The organism is Pseudoalteromonas sp. JSTW, from assembly GCF_013423925.1.
Classification (GTDB): Bacteria; Pseudomonadota; Gammaproteobacteria; order Enterobacterales; family Alteromonadaceae; genus Pseudoalteromonas; species Pseudoalteromonas lipolytica.
The window spans coordinates 960,911-980,325 of sequence record NZ_CP058972.1 but is presented as its reverse complement, the minus strand read 5'-3'; the positions used below and the strand labels follow the sequence as shown (position 1 = coordinate 980,325).

The 19,415-nt window shown below is 40.2% G+C and carries 18 protein-coding genes; all 18 read right to left on the bottom strand.

Annotated elements, in window-relative coordinates:
* Nucleotides 1–389: 389 nt before the first annotated feature.
* On the bottom strand, nt 390–2,492 hold the full coding sequence (locus tag GZH31_RS04510; protein ID WP_180311424.1) for a 6-hydroxymethylpterin diphosphokinase MptE-like protein: 2,103 nt from the start codon (nt 2,490–2,492) through the stop codon (nt 390–392).
* Between the two features lie 6 nt (nt 2,493–2,498).
* A complete protein-coding gene (locus GZH31_RS04505; RefSeq protein WP_180311423.1) occupies nt 2,499–2,795 on the bottom strand; it encodes a hypothetical protein in 297 nt (98 codons plus the stop codon).
* Entirely contained in the window at nt 2,785–3,207 is a 423-nt protein-coding gene (fliS, locus tag GZH31_RS04500; protein WP_118844090.1) for a flagellar export chaperone FliS, read from the bottom strand. Before fliS ends, GZH31_RS04505 begins: the two co-directional genes overlap by 11 nt.
* Before the next feature lie 37 nt (nt 3,208–3,244).
* Entirely contained in the window at nt 3,245–4,648 is a 1,404-nt protein-coding gene (fliD, locus tag GZH31_RS04495; protein ID WP_118844089.1) for a flagellar filament capping protein FliD, read from the bottom strand.
* A gap of 27 nt (nt 4,649–4,675) precedes the next feature.
* Nucleotides 4,676–5,095 (bottom strand): flagellar protein FlaG, encoded by a 420-nt coding sequence (locus tag GZH31_RS04490; protein WP_118844088.1) that lies wholly within the window; start codon nt 5,093–5,095, stop codon nt 4,676–4,678.
* Between the two features lie 89 nt (nt 5,096–5,184).
* Complete coding sequence (locus tag GZH31_RS04485) at nt 5,185–6,150, bottom strand: flagellin (RefSeq protein WP_118844087.1); 966 nt, start codon at nt 6,148–6,150, stop codon at nt 5,185–5,187.
* Between the two features lie 163 nt (nt 6,151–6,313).
* Nucleotides 6,314–7,282: a flagellin gene (locus tag GZH31_RS04480; protein ID WP_180311422.1), complete on the bottom strand. Its 969-nt coding sequence runs from the start codon at nt 7,280–7,282 to the stop codon at nt 6,314–6,316.
* A 426-nt stretch (nt 7,283–7,708) separates the two neighbouring features.
* A complete protein-coding gene (locus tag GZH31_RS04475) occupies nt 7,709–8,674 on the bottom strand; it encodes a flagellin (RefSeq protein WP_118844085.1) in 966 nt (321 codons plus the stop codon).
* Between the two features lie 346 nt (nt 8,675–9,020).
* Entirely contained in the window at nt 9,021–10,253 is a 1,233-nt protein-coding gene (gene flgL / locus GZH31_RS04470; RefSeq protein WP_118844084.1) for a flagellar hook-associated protein FlgL, read from the bottom strand.
* A gap of 2 nt (nt 10,254–10,255) precedes the next feature.
* A complete protein-coding gene (gene flgK, locus GZH31_RS04465) occupies nt 10,256–12,265 on the bottom strand; it encodes a flagellar hook-associated protein FlgK (RefSeq protein ID WP_118844083.1) in 2,010 nt (669 codons plus the stop codon).
* Between the two features lie 13 nt (nt 12,266–12,278).
* Nucleotides 12,279–13,235, bottom strand: a complete 957-nt coding sequence (gene flgJ, locus GZH31_RS04460) for a flagellar assembly peptidoglycan hydrolase FlgJ (protein ID WP_118844082.1) — start codon at nt 13,233–13,235, stop codon at nt 12,279–12,281.
* Nucleotides 13,236–13,360: 125 nt separating this feature from the next.
* The gene (locus GZH31_RS04455; protein ID WP_036970188.1) at nt 13,361–14,455 is read right to left on the bottom strand and encodes a flagellar basal body P-ring protein FlgI; all 1,095 of its coding nucleotides are present in this window, start codon (nt 14,453–14,455) and stop codon (nt 13,361–13,363) included.
* 12 nt (nt 14,456–14,467) lie between these two features.
* On the bottom strand, nt 14,468–15,151 hold the full coding sequence (gene flgH / locus GZH31_RS04450; RefSeq protein ID WP_036970191.1) for a flagellar basal body L-ring protein FlgH: 684 nt from the start codon (nt 15,149–15,151) through the stop codon (nt 14,468–14,470).
* A gap of 15 nt (nt 15,152–15,166) precedes the next feature.
* Nucleotides 15,167–15,955 carry a flagellar basal-body rod protein FlgG gene (gene flgG / locus GZH31_RS04445; RefSeq protein ID WP_036970195.1) on the bottom strand — a complete coding sequence of 263 codons (789 nt, stop codon included), beginning with the start codon at nt 15,953–15,955 and terminating at the stop codon, nt 15,167–15,169.
* Between the two features lie 21 nt (nt 15,956–15,976).
* Nucleotides 15,977–16,741: a flagellar basal body rod protein FlgF gene (locus GZH31_RS04440; RefSeq protein WP_036970198.1), complete on the bottom strand. Its 765-nt coding sequence runs from the start codon at nt 16,739–16,741 to the stop codon at nt 15,977–15,979.
* A gap of 149 nt (nt 16,742–16,890) precedes the next feature.
* Nucleotides 16,891–18,234: a flagellar hook protein FlgE gene (flgE, locus tag GZH31_RS04435; protein WP_074988697.1), complete on the bottom strand. Its 1,344-nt coding sequence runs from the start codon at nt 18,232–18,234 to the stop codon at nt 16,891–16,893.
* Between the two features lie 50 nt (nt 18,235–18,284).
* Nucleotides 18,285–18,968, bottom strand: a complete 684-nt coding sequence (locus tag GZH31_RS04430) for a flagellar hook assembly protein FlgD (RefSeq protein ID WP_074988698.1) — start codon at nt 18,966–18,968, stop codon at nt 18,285–18,287.
* 13 nt (nt 18,969–18,981) lie between these two features.
* Entirely contained in the window at nt 18,982–19,413 is a 432-nt protein-coding gene (gene flgC / locus GZH31_RS04425) for a flagellar basal body rod protein FlgC (protein ID WP_036970207.1), read from the bottom strand.
* Nucleotides 19,414–19,415: the final 2 nt, after the last annotated feature.

Sequence of the window (19,415 nt, the reverse complement as noted above, 5' to 3'; positions counted from 1 at the left end):
GGCCTCCGACAAACCGATTGCTTAAATTATAAGCAAAAAAGTGGCAAATTGGAATTTATACCAAATCGTTTAACTAAGAGAGGTATTTTGAGGTAAGAAAACCGCAAAATGATTTTGGATTTTTACAGATTGATATCAGATAGGCGATCGAGACTAATTCCAGGCTAGCTATGAACATCCTCCTAAGTAAAAGAAAGTCGCATTGCTAAAGTTCGAGCAAATCAGTAAAGCTAATTGTTAAAAAGCTATACCACGTGTATTTAACGACAAACTTTATTGAAAATAAGTTATAGCCTATTGATAGATCATAGTAACGATCTTAAAGACTTTAACTGTGCACTCTTGAAGCAATAAGTTAATTTAAGAAAAGCATATTACTTATAATTTCTCTACTTATGTGCTTCGTGCACTGTTTTACATTTGGTTTTCCAGTTCACTCTAAAATCACCTTTCACTTCAATTAAGAAAGCAATCCAAAGTTTATTAATCCGAGAAAAGTAATCTTTTGATATTTTTTCATCTTCAAAATAATACAAAGTAGTCAGAAGGGGGCAGAAAAAGTACAGCATAGTCCCTTTCAGCAAATTAAAAATATGGGGGTGGGCTGAGCGTTTATAAGCGTATATTACGCGTTGCTGCCGATTAACTAAATTACTCGCTTCTTCACGAGATGAGTAATGACTACTCGCTAATTCAATTAAATGATCACAAAGAGACTCAAACTCATCAAAGTTAAGTTTACCTTCAAAATCATCAAAACTTACTTTTTGGAAGTTTGATGACTTTATCTTTTCGATAATCATATCTTTATCATCGATCACTTTTGATAAAATTACATCATCCTCAGATAACGGTTGAGTTCCTGAAATTCGAGCACCCTCACCTACATTGTACACGGCCACGGATTTAGGTAACTGCCTTGCTAATCTTTCAAGACTGTTTTTCGACATGGCCATTAAAGGTGTTGCTTTAACGGCATAATTTAAATTCGCTTCAAAATCAATATCAGCACCAGCTGGGGCACTGTATTTTGATTTAAGGCCTGTATCAGAGTAAATACTTAGCTTCGAGTGCGTTTGACCACTTAACGAATAACCATTATCGACACCTATTAGGTAAATATTTTTAAACCCTAACGTAGTTGCAAAAGAAAAAGCGGTATTAGAAACAAAAGGTCCACTTGCTGGTAGTTCTGTAATTGGTTGTCTGTATTTTAAAAAACTATGTAGTGTCAAAAATGCGGTAGATGCTTCAGGCCCTTTTAGACCTAAACCTGCCCATTTATAAAGCTTTGGTAATTCAGGATAAATAACATCTACTGATAAAAGATTTAGCTTTTTGTACTCTTCTCTTGGCAGTATATCTACTAACACATCATATTGAGATTTAGGCCTTTCAACAATCACATGAAAATCTGGTGTTATGCCTACTTTTAATAAACTTTGGAGTGCAGTTCCGGCAGCAAATATGATGGCTTTATCTTGATTTTCTCTTATTAGATCAATAGATTGGTCTAAAGAAGGACCATTCCCTACTACAAATACTGGAACATCATCTAAAAACTGATTTTCTTTTTCATTCTTAAAGTAAAATTCTATTCCGTTTTCAACATTGTAAATACTGTGGGCTAGCCCTGTAATTCCATCATTGTAAAAACCAAAGCCTTGGTGAAGCTGGTAGTAGTTTTTGAAAAAAGATTTAATTAACTCATTAATTTCTTTTGAAGGGTAATGTTGGAAACAAAAGCTATTTACTACAGCAGTAGAACCTACTTCGAGAGATATCCTGTATACCTCTTCAAAAAACGACTCATAATCAACGCCAATACTTAAAAAAAGTGAGCTTCCCGCATTATCTAAATCATGAATGACTTTTTGCCAATCAATACAAAACAAACTCGCAAAAAATAGCTCAAAGTCAGGCTCACAAATAAAAACATAGTCAAAACTGTGCTTTTTCATTAATTCAGGAATGTGATACCCCAAACCAATGCCAAAGATGAGTGCCGTAGGATAATGAGTAGGGAGACTAAATGCTAATTTATGCGAACGCTCTTTCTTCCGCTCACTTAAAATACCACTTAATTTAGACATATATTTCATGTGCAGACGATCGTCATCAGGACTTGTATCCCATTTCTGAGTTGAAAAATAGTCTGCACGACCAAAGTTTGCTTGCGAGGTGTATTTATCTACTTGTTCTTTAGCTTGGGCTTTTGGATTATCACTATATAATACAACTTCAGAGTCTTTTGGTTTAAAGTTACCATGGCCTGACTTAGTGACATGAAGGCAGAAATCTTCTCTGGGTTTATAGCTACTTACAACGTTAAAAATATCAGGATAATATTTCCTAAAGACTTCTAGGTTTAGTACAAATCTTTCATTTGCTTCTGAAGCAAACTTTTGCTCACGCTCTTCATGCGCCCTTACCTCTGTCAATTTATCTGCAAGGTGATCTAATTCTTTATCTAAACCCAAAGTGCTTTTCATCTGTTCCTACTTTATTTGGTTATAAAGGCCTACTTTCTTTTTATTTTTAACGATACTCGTTAGTTGGCTTTTAGCTTCGTTCTTCTTTAAAAGAATATCAGAACTGTATCCATCTAACTTCTGTAACAACTGATTTAATTGAGGATGAACTTCAGATGGGATGTCACTATCTGAGTTAAAAAAACTCTCGAGCATCAAATGTAACTCATTGACTAATTCAACACAGCTTTCAATGTTTTCTTCGCTCAACGCTGACTCAACCTTTTCAAGTTGAGCTTGCAAATCATGAATATTAGCTTGCATGAGCACTGTTTTCTGAAAACGTTTTATTGCGAACTTCAACTGGGATCGCATCCCATGCAGATTTAATTTCTTTTAATAACCCAGATACTTCATCAATAATTTCTATATCATTTTTAATTGATGCATCAATGAGTCTGTCAATCATGTATGAATAAAGTGCGTATAAGTTTTCAGTAACCTCTCCACCCACTTCAAAATCTAAACATCCACGTAATGCTTCAAAAATTGCTGAGGCTTTAGATAAGTGCTCACTCTTAGCTTCTAGATTTTTTTTCTCTATAGCAACTTTAGCTAGTACCATTTTTTCTAAAGCACCAGCCATTAACATCTGGATTATTTCATAGCGATCAGCACCCGCCACACGAGTCTTAAGTGCCTCTTTTTGGTAATTTTTAACTTTAGCGTTATACATGGTACACCTTTATATCTAAAAAAGAGAAAAGCAGCGTTTACGAAGATGACTTCTTAAACCCTGGAAGGCTTGATAATTGAGCGCTCAAATAGCTTTGTGTTGACTGCATTTGCGCTAACAATACGTCTAAACCCGCATATTGCTGACGAAGTCTAGCCTCTAACTCTTCCATTCTGTATTCATGATTAATAATATCATCTTCTAAGTCATCAAGTTGCGAGTTTAAGTTAGTTTCTCGCTGATTCATGATCCCTTTAGAATCTAGATAGTTATCAAACAATGACTCTAGTTGTTTTGCTATTCCATTTTCACCTGCAAAAGCCTTGCCAATATCATCATAATTCTCATCCATCGCTTCATTTAGGCTGCGAACTAAACTAGACTTCTCAAGATAGCCTTCTTTATCTATTCCTAAGCCTATATCAAATATGCTTGAAAATGGACCTGCATCGGTCAAGGGAGTTGATAGTGCATTTACTAACTGAGAATCAAAAGAACGAATTGTAGAATCTGAGTTTAATGGTTTGCCAATTCGAGTCTGTAAACCTATTTGACCGATTAAATTGTTATAGTTTTTTATAAACTCATCAACTAGAGCTGTTACGCTTTCTCTATCAGTCTCAACGGATAGTTTCGCTGTTTCGCCATCAACACTCTGACGTTTAGCAACAATTGTCATATCCTGTACAGCATCTTTAAAAGTATTGGTGTCGTTAGTTATAGTGATACCATCAACTTTTATTGTTGCATCGCGTGCTTCATTACCCGCAGCAATAGCGATACCACCAGCTCCTCCAGCGTTTGCAACTGTTGAAACATTATCGAGTTCAGCATTATCGTTAGTAATAACTAAATCATTGCCAGTTCCAGACACACTAGAGCTAAGCACTAACTTTGATTCTGTTCCAGTATTTATAATATTAGCAGTCACACCAAAATTATTATCAGAACTGTTAATTGCGTCTCGTAAATCAGCAAGCGTGGCGCCCGCATCAAGTGTAAGATCAAAGCTCTTATCGCCAGCGGCAAATGATAATGTACCGCCTGATGCTGTCACTACATCATCTGTTGACGTAAATAGACCAGCATTAGATGTTGCTCTACTACCTTGAGCAAGTTCAACCACTTCAATATTAAAATCACCGGGTGATATGTCAGAAGTAGGTGTAACCGAAATTAAATCGCCATCATCACTCGTAGGCTGTTTGATGTTAGCAATACGCTTGTTGAAATTATCAATGTCTGCTAGCTTTTCAATTGTATCTTGAAGCGTAGACATTGCTGACTTTACTTCACCAAGTGAAGAAAGCTCGACCTGCAAAGATTGTTCTTTTCTAGCAAAAGCTTGTAATTTAGGGGTATTTTCAGCTGACAGTGTTGCACTAATAATACTTTCTAGATCAAGGCCAGAACCAACCCCTGCTGATGTAATTAAAGCCATACTAATACTCCTAAAATATCTAAATCTCTATGCAGTTCTATCGAAGAGCAAACCTTTATTGCTTAATTTATCGGCAAATTCTTCCAAAGCTTTAGCCACTTCTCGAAATTCCTCGGTAGGGATTTCTCGAATTACTTCATCGTTCTGTTTATCAAGAACTTTGATTACTGGGGGGTCACCCAATTCATCAAATTCAAAAATCAAATTTGTCGAAGTAACGGGAATATACTCATTCAGCTTTTCTAAGTTTTGCTTCACTTCAGCAATCAGATCTTTTTTATCTTTTTGCTCAGTCTTAGACTGTCTTTCTATGTCTATTGGTTCTCTTCCAGCAAGTTCCGTGCCTTTCGCGAGTTTTGCGTTATCTAACTCTGCTTTTGTGTTGTTGGCACTATTCGTTGTTGAAAGGTTTTCATTAGACCTTTGAGTTGAATTAAGATCTATCATCATAACACCTCAAAATGTTAACTCATATCAAGTATAAGCCACTTCAGGAAAAAATACCTCTGTCTAAAGTGGCTTATAAATCAAGTAAATTAGCCTAGTAGAGAAAGCGCTACTTGAGGACGTTGATTTGCTTGACTTAAGATTGACTGGCTAGCTTGCTGTAAGATTTGCATCTTAGTTAAGTTAGCTGTTTCTGTTGCGAAGTCTGTATCTTGAATACGAGAACGTGCCGCAGATAAGTTTTCAGCGATGTTTGATTGATTACGAATGGTTGATTGGAAACGGTTTTGTACCGCACCAAGTTCAGCACGCTTCTTATCAACAACCGCGATCATCGCATCCATACCAGCCATAACAGCTTGAGCATTACCTTGTGTCGATACACTGATACCTGTTTCTGTAAATACACCAGCGAAAGTATAAGTTGAAGCGGCAGCAGTACCACCTGCATCACTCACACCAGCTACCGATGACGCTAATACACTGCCAGAGATTGCAGATGCAATACCAGCGATACCTGATAGCGTGAAACCACCGTTTGCAGACATCGTGTTGGCTGTTCCACCAACATTCTGCATGCTAAAACCAATTGTTTGAACTGCATCTGCGCCGACTTGGAAGTTTGCTTCATAAGAACCATCCAGAAGGTTTTGGCCACCAAAAGTTGTATCTTCTGCAACACGGTTTACTTCTGAAGATAAAGAACGAATTTCTTCTTGAAGCGCTAAACGGTCTTCATCAGTATTTGAACCGTTTGTTGCTTGTTGAGCAAGTGTACGTATACGTTGAAACATTGATGTTACTTCATCAAGCGCACCTTCAGCAGTTTGCGCAAGTGAAATACCATCATTGGCATTACGGTTACCTTGAGTTAAGCCATTAACTTGGCCTGTTAAACGGTTGGCAATTTGCATACCAGCCGCATCATCTTTCGCACTATTGATGCGTAAACCAGATGATAAACGTTTGAATGATGTATCTAATGAGTTGCCAGAATTCATTAACTGGCGCTGTGCGTTCAATGAACTCACATTAGTATTTACGTATAAAGCCATATTAGCCTCCGCTTTATCATTTTATAGAAGAATAGCGGGATACCCCTACCCTGCTATTCAACCGACTTAGAGTCCTAGATTGATAGTTCTCTAACTCATTTATCGTCTGATAAAGCGAAAGCTTTAGCTTTATTTGTAAATATTTTAAATATTATTTAATTTTTTATCCTTGAAGTAAGCTCAACGCAGCCTGAGGTCGCTGATTTGCTTGACCCAAGATTGTTTGACTTGCCTGTTGAAGAATCTGATTTTTCGTCAAATTCGCAGTTTCTGCAGCAAAGTCTGCATCTTTAATACGCGATTTTGCAGCTGATAAATTCTCTGAAATATTAGCTTGGTTACGAATCGTTGATTGGAAACGGTTTTGTACCGCACCAAGTTCAGCTCGCTTTTTATCAACAACAGCAATCATCGCATCCATACCAGCTAATACAGCTTGTGCATTACCTTGCGTTGACACACTAATACCTGACGCTGTAAACACACCAGCATAAGAATACGTTGAAGCAGCTGCTGTACCACCTGCATCACTGACTCCTGCAAGACTTGAAGCTAAAACACTACCAGATACTGCTGATGCTATTCCGGCGATGCCTGATAATGTAAAACCACCATTCGTAGATAATGAATTATCTGTTCCACCGACATTTTGCATACTAAAGCCGATAGTTTGTACTGCATCAGCACCCACTTGAAAGTTAGCCTCATAACTACCATCAAGTAAGTTTTGACCACCAAAAGTTGTATCTGTAGCAATACGATTAACTTCATCAGATAACTGGCGAATTTCTTCTTGAATTGCCAAACGATCTTCATCCGTATTTGAACCATTCGCAGCTTGTTGAGCAAGCGTCCTAATACGCTGAAATGTAGATGTAATTTCATCCATCGCGCCTTCAGCTGTTTGCGCAAGTGAAATACCATCATTCGCATTTCGGTTACCTTGATTAAGGCCTAGAATTTGCGATTGTAAACGGTCAGAAATTTGTAAACCTGCTGCATCATCAGCAGCACTATTAATACGTAAGCCTGAAGATAGACGTTTAAATGAAGTATCTAAATCAGTACCTGTTCTGTCCAATTGTCTTTGTGCGTTTAACGCACTAACATTAGTATTTACATATAAAGCCATAATAAACTCTCTTCTTATCTGTCAAAGTTTAGTCACTTCAAAAGTGATTTTGACAAAGTGACTCGTTACAGCGGCAAACCTAAGTCGCCTGGGGCAAAAAACTGCCACTTTGCGGGTTAGTTAGTTAACTTGAGATAAGTAGAGCAATTAGTAGGCCAATTATTTAAAAAGATAATAAAGAGAACGAAAAAAGGCTCCAAAGGAGCCTTATAAAGAGATAAGTTTAAGAGTGGGTTAAATCAACACAAACTATGGCATAATCTGTGCTTAGTAATTTATGTTCTTACAAATGTTAGAACACTACTGTCAGGATTTTGAGCGCCTCCGCTTTATAATCCTATCTTGGCGCCTTTGTTAATACCCCATTAGACAAAGGCGCTTTTTCTTTAAGTCAATATTTTGACTTCATATTCTTTAAGCTAACTATTAACCTAGAAGACTTAATGCCGCTTGTGGACGTTGATTTGCTTGGCTTAAGATTGTTTGGCTAGCTTGTTGTAAGATTTGCATCTTCGTTAAGTTAGCTGTCTCTTGAGCAAAGTCTGTATCTTTAATGCGAGACTGTGCAGCGCTTAGGTTTTCAGAGATATTCGATTGGTTACGAATTGTTGACTGAAAACGGTTTTGTACAGCACCCAATTCCGCACGCTTCTTATCTACGACCGCAATCATTGCATCCATACCTGCTAACACAGCTTGCGCATTACCTTGAGTAGATACACTAATACCTGTCTCAGTAAATACACCTGAATAAGTGTATGTTGAAGCAGCTGCCGTACCACCTGCATCACTCACACCTGCAACACTTGAAGCAAGCACGCTACCTGAAATTGCAGATGCAATACCTGCGATACCTGATAATGTGAAACCGCCGTTTGCAGACATTGTGTTAGCAGTTCCGCCTACATTTTGCATACTAAAACCGATAGTTTGCACCGCATCAGCACCCACTTGGAAGTTTGCTTCGTAGCTACCATCTAGTAGGTTTTGACCACCAAACGTTGTATCAGCAGCAACACGATTAACCTCAGAAGATAGTGAACGAATTTCTTCTTGAATAGCCAAACGGTCTTCATCTGTGTTTGAACCGTTTGATGCTTGTTGCGCCAAAGTACGAATTCGTTGGAACATTGATGTTACTTCGTCAAGCGCACCTTCAGCTGTTTGCGCTAGAGAGATACCATCATTCGCGTTACGATTTCCTTGGTTTAGACCATTAATCTGTGATGTTAAACGGTCAGAAATTTGTAGACCTGCTGCATCATCAGCTGCGCTGTTGATACGAAAACCTGATGATAAACGTTTAAACGAAGTATCAAGTGAGTTACCTGAATTCATTAATTGTCTTTGAGCGTTTAATGAACTAACATTTGTATTTACATAAAGTGCCATGATATTTCTCCCGAAGTAAACTTATCATTTACTCTCAAACTTACTCTAATTAAGCGGTAGCGGTTATTTGCTACGCTGCTTGGTTAATTAAGTTATCGGTCCGCTCAAAAAATCCTTTAGCTATTTTTATAAAAAATTTAAAAATATTTCTAATACTATGAATTTAAACAGTAAAAAACATCAACTTTTTACTGTTCAAAATTAAACCACAGCAAACAAGCAGTAAAAAATTGGGTGACATTAAGTCTAAAGAAATAAAAACGAATACTTAAATGACGTAGAAAGGGATATTTTAAAAGTGGTTTTTAAAAGCTAAGCTCAAAAAATGAGCTTAGCTTGGGGGAAATTATAAATAATCAAATAGCGAAAGGTTTGCTAAACGACCAAAAGTTGCTTGGGATGCTTGCAACGCCGTTTCTTGCTTAGTGAGTTCAGTAATAGCTTCTGCCATATCAAGTTCAACAAGCTCTGCTTTCGCTGCTTTATTGCTAATATCTAAATCACTATTTGATTGCTCTATTTTTTCTGCCGTATTTAACCTGCCACCCAGGCCAGCTTGAACCAACGACACCTTATTTTTAGCATTCTCTAATTGCACTATTGCATCAGCCAATACTTGGTCAAACTCATCCTGAGTTAAATCAGGATTGGTGAGCCCCGCAATTAAGCTATTTAAAGTATTGAGGGCGTTTTCTTTTTGTGGGGCTTCTAATTGAACGTCAATCTGCCCATTAGCAACTGGCTCAACAGAAATTTCCATACCTTGGTAGATTATTTTACCGTTTTCAAAACTACCACTGTCAATAGCGGTTCCGCCAAGCTCGACCACAAAAGTATTTGGGGTGCCAGTTGTGGTAATAAAGCTCAGGGTATTCGCATTGGCTGCTGCCGTCGGATCTGCGTTGTAATTGGCTTTGTGAAATTTATCAAACTCAGCTTGCTCAGTGACATATATTTTAGAACTGGTTATGCCGCCTGAAACTGTACCATCGTTCGACACCACATTTAAACGTGCATCGACTTTTTCAAAAGTATCATAGCCATTGTCACTTGATTTTATTTCAACACCTTCTGCGACCTTTATCTTATGTTGGCCTTGGTCGCCACCATATTGATAACTACCCGATGTACTATCATAAGAATAAGCAGGGGTATTATCTTGATAACCAGAAAAAATATACTTACCGTCTTCTGTTTTCGCATTCATTAAATCAAGCACGGTACTTTGCAGTGCTTTTACTTCTTCAGCAATGCCTTCGCGGTCAATATCACTATAAGCGCCATTACCTGCTTGGATTGATAAGGTATAGGCAGATTCAAGTGCACCTTTAATATTCTGCAGTACACTTTCTTCTGTGGTTAATCGACTCGTTAGCATTGTAATGTTTTTGCTGTACTGCTCGTTACCCTGAATGCGGTCACTGTAAAGCAATGCACGTGCTGTAGCAGAAGGATCATCTGCGGCTGTTAATACGCGCTTTTGCGTATTGACTTGCTCTTGTGCTTTACTGACATTTTGTTGACTGTTAAGAATAGAGTTAAGGTTATTCTTATACATCATGTTATTTGAAATACGCATAATTACCTCGCCGCACTTAATAAGGTATCAAAAATAGTACGCGCTGTTGCAAGTACTTGTGCTGATGCTGCATACGATTGTTGGAACCGCAGTAAATTGGCTGCTTCTTCATCGAGGTTTACACCTGACAGAGATTCGTACCACGCTTCTGACTGCTCTGCGAGCGCATTAAATGCTGCGCCGTTCGTTTGCGCTTGACTAGTAATAACACCAATATCGGTTACGATCCCCGAATAAGCCTGATTAAATGTTTGATGATTATCAGCCGTGCTACTCGCTTCAACGTTTTGACGCACTAACTCACCATTTTGTAGGTCGGCAAGTAATAAACCATTACGGTTATCATCGAAACCACCCTCATTGAACTCAACAGTAAACGTATCACCTATTGCAGGTGTACCTTCGATATTAAAATCAAACCCGTAAGTATCGTAAGGTGCTCCCGCTTGCGCAAGAATATTTTCTGCAGGTGGCGTAATCGTAAAAGTACTGGTGCCATTGCCGTCGGTAATTTGATATTCGTTAGCATTGGCGGTTTTTACCAGGGTAATATCACCGTTTGCTAAGCTCGGTGGTGGACCTACCGCAATTCCACTTGAATTGGCAATATCTGATACAGTTCCAGCTGAAATACTCGCGTCGCTGTTATTATTAATATCATTTGCGGTGCGAATGGGTGAAGCCAGCGCTAAATCTTCTGGACGCTCTGTTGCCAATTCTAAGCTTGTTGCTGCCTGTGAATTTAATTTAATTTGAAATTGATCGCCTGCGTTTGCGGTACCAGACACATTTAGCTGTAAACCGAAGGCTTCGCCACCGGTGATCGTTGATGAATCAATCACACCGCCAACCACATTTGCTGTTGATGCGGTGCCTACCGGTTCACCTTTATTATCGATTGCCTGAATTTCAACTGTCGATGCGCTGGTGTAAGTAACTATAAAATCACTGGCAGGCAACTCACTGCCCTTACCAGGTTCAAGTGTTGCCGTCATGGTCGATGAACCGGTATTAGCTTGATAACCAAAACCATTCACCGTTGGAATGGCAAAAATATCACCACCAATTTCACCATTTGCGTCCATACCAAGACGGTTTTGCTGATTAAAGGCATCAGCAAGGGCTAAGCCCATTTGGCCTAATTGATTCTGGGCTGGCACTAAAATGTCATCACGAAATGACAGTAAGCCGCCTATTTTGCCTTTAAGTTTACTTACATCAACCTCAAGCGGCACGGCTTTGCCACCATTAACATCTAAATGTAGCTCTTTGAAGCTAGGATCGGGATCGCCAGTAAATGAAAACAGGTTAAATGTACCGCTTTCCATCACTAATGCTTGACCAGATCCCAAATAGACTTGTTTCTCACCGTTATTACCGTTGAGAGTTTCTACATCAATGAGTTCTGATAAGTCACGAATTGCTTTGTCGCGCTCGTTGTACAGTCCGCTAGACGCTGACTCACGATCAGTGCCATGCACCGCGGCAATTTTAGAGTTCAATTCGCTAATACTTTGGATTAAGTTATTTGCTTCGTCCGAGAAAATTTCTAATTGCTCATTCACAACAGTCTGCTGGTCAACCACGATGCTTGAAAGCCTGTCCATTTGATCAATGAGGTTTTGTGCATCTGTCATAACCAGCGAACGCGCCACCGTCGATGAAGGCTGATTTAAGCTTTCTTGAACATTATTAAAAAACGAGTTAATGCTGGTTGATAAGCTATTCGACTCTTCAGAAAACAAGCTATCGACTCGGCTTGCTTCTGTTACAAACTGATCAAAAAATGCTTTATTTGACGTATCACGATTTAGCTGTTTTTGAGCAAACTCATTGAGTAAACGATACGTTTCACCCCGACCAACTTGGTTGTCGATCATGGTGCTGAACTCAGTGCGCTCACGAACATAACCCGCTGTATTTACATTGGCTATGTTTTTACTGGTCGTTTGTAAAAGCTCAGAATTCGCTCTTACACCTGAATTTGCTATGTCATATAAGCTGAATGACATGAGGACTTACTCCTTAACGTACCAATGAAGCAGCGACGCTTTGAAGCTCAACACGCTTCAATACCTGCTTAATTTTGTTGGCATAATTTGGATCAGTTGCATAACCTGCTTTTTGTAACGAATCTAAAAAGGCTGCAGGTTCTGCGGTGTTTTTTAGTGCGTCTTGATAACGTGGGTTTTCATTTAAGAAATCAACAAAATCATTCACACTGTCTTTAATTGACTGATAAGAACGGAAGCTTGCATGCTTTTTAACAGGCACACCTTGCTCAAACTCAAGCGTAACTTTACTTGCTTTGTCACCTTGCCAGCTCTTATCAGATTTAATGTTAAAAAGGTTATTACTACTGGTGCCATCCGCTTTACTAATAATATGCTTACCCCACCCTGTCTCAAGCGCAGCTTGAGCAACCATAACAGCAGGGTTTAAACCAATTTTTTCAGCCGCATTTTTTGCGTGCTCCCAAACAGAGCTAATGAAAGACTCAGCATCTTCAAAGCGGTTTTCTGATTGCTCATCAGTGGCAACTTCAGCCATTGAGTGTGTTTCTGGCTTAGCTTCTTGATTACCGCGAACACGCTTATCGCTATCAAACTCCGCGGTTGTTCTTAACACGGAACCAGGAGTAAATTTCTTACCGTCGGGCGATAGCTGCTGCACAATAAGATCAGCCAAACCCAGTGAGCCGTTAGAAGACAACTCAACAGAAAGCTGTTGATCATGCATTTCTTCAAAGAATTTTACGCCACTCGAGTTAAACGGACTGTCTTTGTCTTCAAAGGCTTCATTAGCCTTACGCATGCTTTTAAGCAGCATTTGCGTAAAGATAGATTCAAATTGTGCCGCCGCTTTTTTCAGCGCCTCTTTTGACGCATCGCTAGAGGCATCACTTTTTAGAGCACTTTGACGCAATGAGTCTAAGTTGCCTAAATCAAAAAAGTTTTGCTTGTCGAGATGATTCGTATCCATCAGCTTTTTGACACAATAATTAATAATGCATAATCAAATGCAATAATTACGCCAAAAGAGGATTTATCAGATTGAGGGGAGGTAGAAATGAAAAAACGCGCTGAGCTCAGCGCGTTTTTAATTGATTATATAATAACAAGTTGCCCGTTTATGGCTCCCGCCTCTTTCAACGCTTCAAGGATAGCCATTAAGTCACCTGGGGCGGCACCAACTTCGTTTATCGCTCTCACTAAATCATCAAGGCTAATACCTGGATTAAACACAAAAGCACGAGAGTCATCTTCATTAACATCGATAATACTTTGGTTTGTCACCACCGTCTCGCCTTCGCTCAGTGCATTCGGCTGCGATACGTTTTGCTGCTCAGCAATGGTCACGGTTAATCCACCGTGGGTAATTGCAGCTGGCTGTAATTTTACGTTTTTACCAATAACAATGGTGCCCGTACGTGAATTGACAATAATTTTTGCCGCAGTATCAGCCGGTGTGAACTCTAAGTTTTCAAGCGTTGATAAATACGATACGCGCTGCGATGCATCGCGCGGTGCAATGACACGTACAGACGCTGCATCAATTGCTTGAGCACTGTTTGGCCCAACTAAATCATTAATAGTTTGCTCTAGGCGCTTTGCCGTTGTGAAATCTGGACGATTCAAATTAAAGGTGATGTAGTCACCTTGCATAAACGGGCTTTTAACAGCGCGCTCAACCGTTGCCCCATTCGGAATTCGGCCAACGGTGGGAGTGTTTATAATCACTCGGCTGCCATCAGCACCTTCTGCGCCTAAGCCCCCCACGACCAAACTGCCCTGTGCAATGGCATACGTATTACCATCAACCCCTTTCAAAAAGGTTTGTAATAACGTACCACCGCGTAAGCTTCCTGCACTGCCAATTGAAGACACGGTAATATCAATGGTTTGACCTGGTTTTCTAAACGCGGGTAACTCGGCATGTACAGCAACGGCTGCAACATTTTTAATCTTTGGTTTTAAGTTCGCAGGAAGCGTGATACCGAAGCTATTTAACATCGCTTTAAAGCTCTGCTCTGTAAAACGACTTTGCTCGCCCGTGCCAGGTAAACCCACCACTAAACCATAACCGACTAATTGATTTGAGCGTACACCCTCAACCATAGACACATCTTTAACTCGCTCAGCCTGAACAGAAAACTGTACGCTAATTAAGCAAAGAGCAATAATGTATTTAAACCCATTCATGATTTGTATCCTCTAAAATGGGAAAATAGAACTGCTAAAGAAGCGAGTTAACCAACCCGCACTTTGCGCTTCTTGAAGTTGACCTTTACCTGAGTATTGAATGCGCGCATTCGCAACTCGGTTTGAAGTCACCGTATTATCTGCTGTCACATCTTGGGGACGCACTAAACCTTCAAGACGAATAAACTCTTCACCGGTATTTAAAGTAAGCCACTTTTCGCCACGGATCACTAAGTTACCGTTCGGCAAAACTCGCATAACATTAACTGAAATATCACCAAATAAGCTGTTCGATTGATTCGATTTAGAATCACCTTTAAATGATGAATCTGAACCAATACCAAATTGGATACTATCACCACCTATATTCACAGGATTGCCGCCTAAACCAATGACTGGGTCAAGGCTTGCGTCGGTTTCTTTATCGGTTTCGGTTTTCGCCGCTTTGGTTGCCTGAGTCGATTCTTGCAGTTTAACCGTGATGATATCGCCTGCCCGCAACGCTTTTTTATCTGAATACAGGTCATTTGATAAATAACTATCAAATAATGAACCAGTGGGTACCATTTGCTCTGCTGCAGGCTCTGGGTACATTGGCGCATAGTAAGGGTCATCCTGAACCACATGGTTATTTTGTGTTGCCATACAACCACCGAGCAATAACGCTGTTGATGTGACTAAGATAATGTTACGCATGCTGCCTCCTACCCATTATAACTGTTGGTTAATGTAACTAAGCATTTCATCAACAGCCGAAATCACTTTTGAATTCATTTCATAAATTCGCTGTGTTTCAATGAGGTTAACGAGCTCTTCTGTTACATTCACATTTGAAGTTTCAAGTGAACCTTGTACAACAGTTCCTAAACCATCAATACCGGGATTACCTTGCACAGGAGCCCCACTTACAGCCGTTTCGGTGTAAAGGTTTTGACCCATAGGCTCAAGGCCAGATGGATTGATGAAATCACTGATAGTTAGCTGACCAATAACAACATTGTCAGCTTGGCCTGAGATACGCACCGACACTTCACCATCTTGTGATACCGTAATTGATTGTGCATCGTCTGGCACATTCATCTCTGGTTGCACAGGAAAACCGGCTCCCGCGGTAACAATGCGGCCATCTTCATCGGTGGTAAATTGACCATTACGCGAATAAGCGATATTGCCATCTGGGAGTAAGACCTCAAAAAAGCCCGGTCCTGAAATCATCCAATCCAATGAATTTTCAGTGGTAAGCATGTTACCTTGTGAAAAGTTCTTTTGGTTAGCAACCACTTTCGCACCCGCGCCTAACATCAAACCTGATGGCATTTCAGTGTCTTGTGAGGAACGACCACCTGGCTGATTAATATTTTGATACAGTAAATCTTCAAATACGGCGCGGCTTTTTTTGTAACCGACCGTGCTGGCATTCGCGAGATTATTTGAGATCACCGAAATATCGGTTTGTTGGGCGTCAAGCCCGGTTTTACTGATCCACAATGCAGGATTCATAACTCTACCCTCTCAGTCATCTTAAACAATGCGTAACAGCTGATCTTGACGTTCATCAATTTCTTCCGCTGTTTTCATCAATTTAACTTGTAATTCAAATTGGCGTTGATTGCTGATCATATCGACCATTTCATGTACGGGGTTCACGTTCGACATTTCAAGGGTGCCCGAAAGCACTTTTACATTATTTGAAATGTCGCAAAACCCACATAAATCATTTACCAACATGTCTGGCTTTGGCCTAAATAAGCCATCATTGCCTTTTTCTAGTTGATTGTTATCGGCTTCGATTACCTTTAAACGATCAACCACTTCTAAAAAGTTTGCAGGTGCCCCTTGTGGACGCACCTGAATTGACCCATCAGAACTAAATTCAATCTTCTCGATTGGTAAAGGCAAAATAATGGGGCCACCTTCGCCAATAACTTGACGACCATGACTGGTCATCAATGCGCCATCGGGAGTAATATTCAGCGTGCCTGTTTTGGTATAGGCTTCATTGCCCGATGCATCTTGTACGCTTAACCAACCCCGATCACTCATGGCAATATCAAGTTCTCGGCCTGTTTCAACAAAACCACCCGACTCCATGTTAGAACCTGGGCGCTCTTGCATTGCGAATACACGCGATGGCAAGCCTTCGCCAAATGCTTGCATTGAGCGTGCTTGTGCAAAATCAGCTTTAAAGCCAGTGGTGTTTGCATTTGCTAAGTTGTTTGCCTTTAATTCAAGGCCACGCAAGCTTTGCTTTGCACCAGACATGGCAATGTAGACCATTTTGTCCATAACATTGACTCACTAAAAATACGATAACTATGAAATGCAATAAAAGTGCCAAAGTAAAATTGACGCGGAAATAAGAAAAGGAAAATAAAAAAAGGCTGCCAATAGAGGGGGCAGCCTTTCGTGTCGGATTAAGCTTAGAGCCGCTAAAATTAACGGATCTGTAAGATATTTTGTTGTAATGTTGAGTTAACTTCTAAGGCACGTGAGTTCGCCTGGAAATTACGCTGTGCGCTGATAAGGTCAACCAGCTCATTCGTTAAGTTAACGTTTGATTGCTCAAGTGCTGATGAGTTAATTGAACCCAATGTGCCTGAGTTGGGCTCACCCGCAATAGGCTCGCCCGAGGTTAGGCTTTTCTTCCAAGAAGTGTCACCTGCTTGTTGTAAGCCTTGAGAGTTTGAAAAGCGCACCATAGCCACTTGGCCTAAGAATGAAGTATCGCCATTGCTGTATGAAGCAACTACTTTTCCATCTGCACCAATATCAATGCCCGCTAAACGACCGACTGTCGCACCATCTTGCTCAAGTGCTTTTACTTCAAAGTTACTAGCGTATTGCGTAGGCACTTTATTAGCGGTGCCTGCTTCATCACGCCAATTAACCGTGATTTCATTCGGGAACTGTGCGCCATTACCAAGTAGTGTCGATAAACCTGTCGAAGCATCTGAAGGCAAAATAATGTCATCAAATGTGGTTTCTGGAGCGGTTACGTTCGGTAAACCCGCCGCCGTGAACTCAAGTGTATCAATTGGCGTGTGTGCACCTGTGCCCGTTGCAGCACCTGAAGCATCAAACGCTTGACCATCCATTGTGGCGTACACTTCCCACGTATTTGGCGTTGCTGTAGGGTCTTGCTTTACAAAAAATAACTGTACAACATGCGGCTCACCTAATGAGTCATAAACAGTTGTTGAAGTAGACGAGTTATAGCTCGTGCTATCAGTTGGATCAAAGGTTGTCGTTGTTGGCGTATCGACACGTGCGTCTAAATTCATTGAGCTGTAGATATTACTCGTATGACGAGGCGAACCTGAAGCATCAGGAATTTGAATCGGTGAAGTAGTACTTAAACTTACCGACGTCGTATTACCCGTTGATGGGTCAACAGGGAAACCTTGCAAGTAGTTACCATTGGCATCAACAACAAAGTTATCTGCATTTAATTTAAATGCACCCGCACGCGTATATGTAAAGTCTTGTGATGCGATGTCATCACTCATCGCAAAATAACCTTCCCCTGTGATTGCTAAATCAAGTGAGTTATTTGTGAATGATAACGACCCTTGGTGAAACTGTTGTGCAACCGTTGCTGTTTTAACACCGTCGCCGTTTTTTGTTTTACCAGAACTAAATACTGACGATGCGTACACATCAGCAAACTCAGCACGCGACTCTTTAAAGCCCGTTGTGTTTACGTTGGCAATATTATTTGCCGTTACGTCTAAATCTTTTTGTGCGGCTGCTAAACCTGTTAATGCAATATTGAAGCTCATAACTCACCTCTAACCTATCTCTTAGCCTAAGCTAACCCAAACCTTTTTAATTATGCGATTTCAGCTATATCAGTTAGCCTAACCGCACCCTCTTTTGTATTTACGATAATGCCGCTGCTGCCATTAATATTGACACTTTCAATGTTCTTAAAGGTTGCCAGAGGCATGCTGCTGTAGTCTCCATTTACGAAGCCTTCAGCGCTAATATTGTATTCGCCTTCAGGAAGAACATTGCCCTCACCATCTTTACCATCCCACTCGAAACGGTGAGCACCGGCAGATTTCGATCCTAAATCAATAGTGCGAACTAATTGTCCCGTCGAATCAGTGATTCTTAACGTAAGAGATTCAACAGTTGTTTCTGCCACAACGGAACCTTTAGCTAAATTTTCGCCATCAAAGTCAATAGTCTCTGACTCAAGCAATGCTTGCTTACCCACTAACGTTGACGCTTGTAATGCCGAATTTGATGTCATGGATGCAGTGAGTGACTCAAATTTTGTGTTTAAATTTGAAATACCTTCTGCCATGGTAAAGTTCGTCATTTGCGCAATCATTTGATCGTTATCAGCAGGATTGCTCGGATCTTGAAACGACAACTGCTGCGTTAACAACGAAAAGAAATCTTCTTGAGACAGTGTATTACTGTCTTCTTTTGCTGTTGGCGTGTTTGTCTCATTCCAACGCAAGCTATCCATATAGGATGATGATGCAGAGCTGATGTCGTTACTCATAACTTATCCTCGATTACCGTTGTCCTAACAACAGTGTTTTACTTAACATTTGCTTAGCTGCATCAGCAACTTGCACATTTGTTTGGTAAGAGCGAGAGGCAGAAATCATATTAGCCATTTCTTCTACAACGTTGACATTTGGTTTATAGATATACCCATTTTCATCCGCGCTGGGGTGATTCGGGTTGTATTCTATTTGTAGCGGCTTATCGCTCTCTACAATGCCTAATACTTTAACGCCAACAGAAGAGCCCTGCGGATTACTTTGCGATGCTGACGCTTTTGTAAGTTCAGCAGCAAACACAGGATGGCGCGCTCGGTATGTCTGGTCTTGGCTTGAGCTAATTGTATTTGCATTCGAAATATTACTTGCTGTGGTATTTAAGCGAACATTTTGTGCGCTCATACCCGTGCCCGAAATATCAAAAACATTATATAAACTCATGA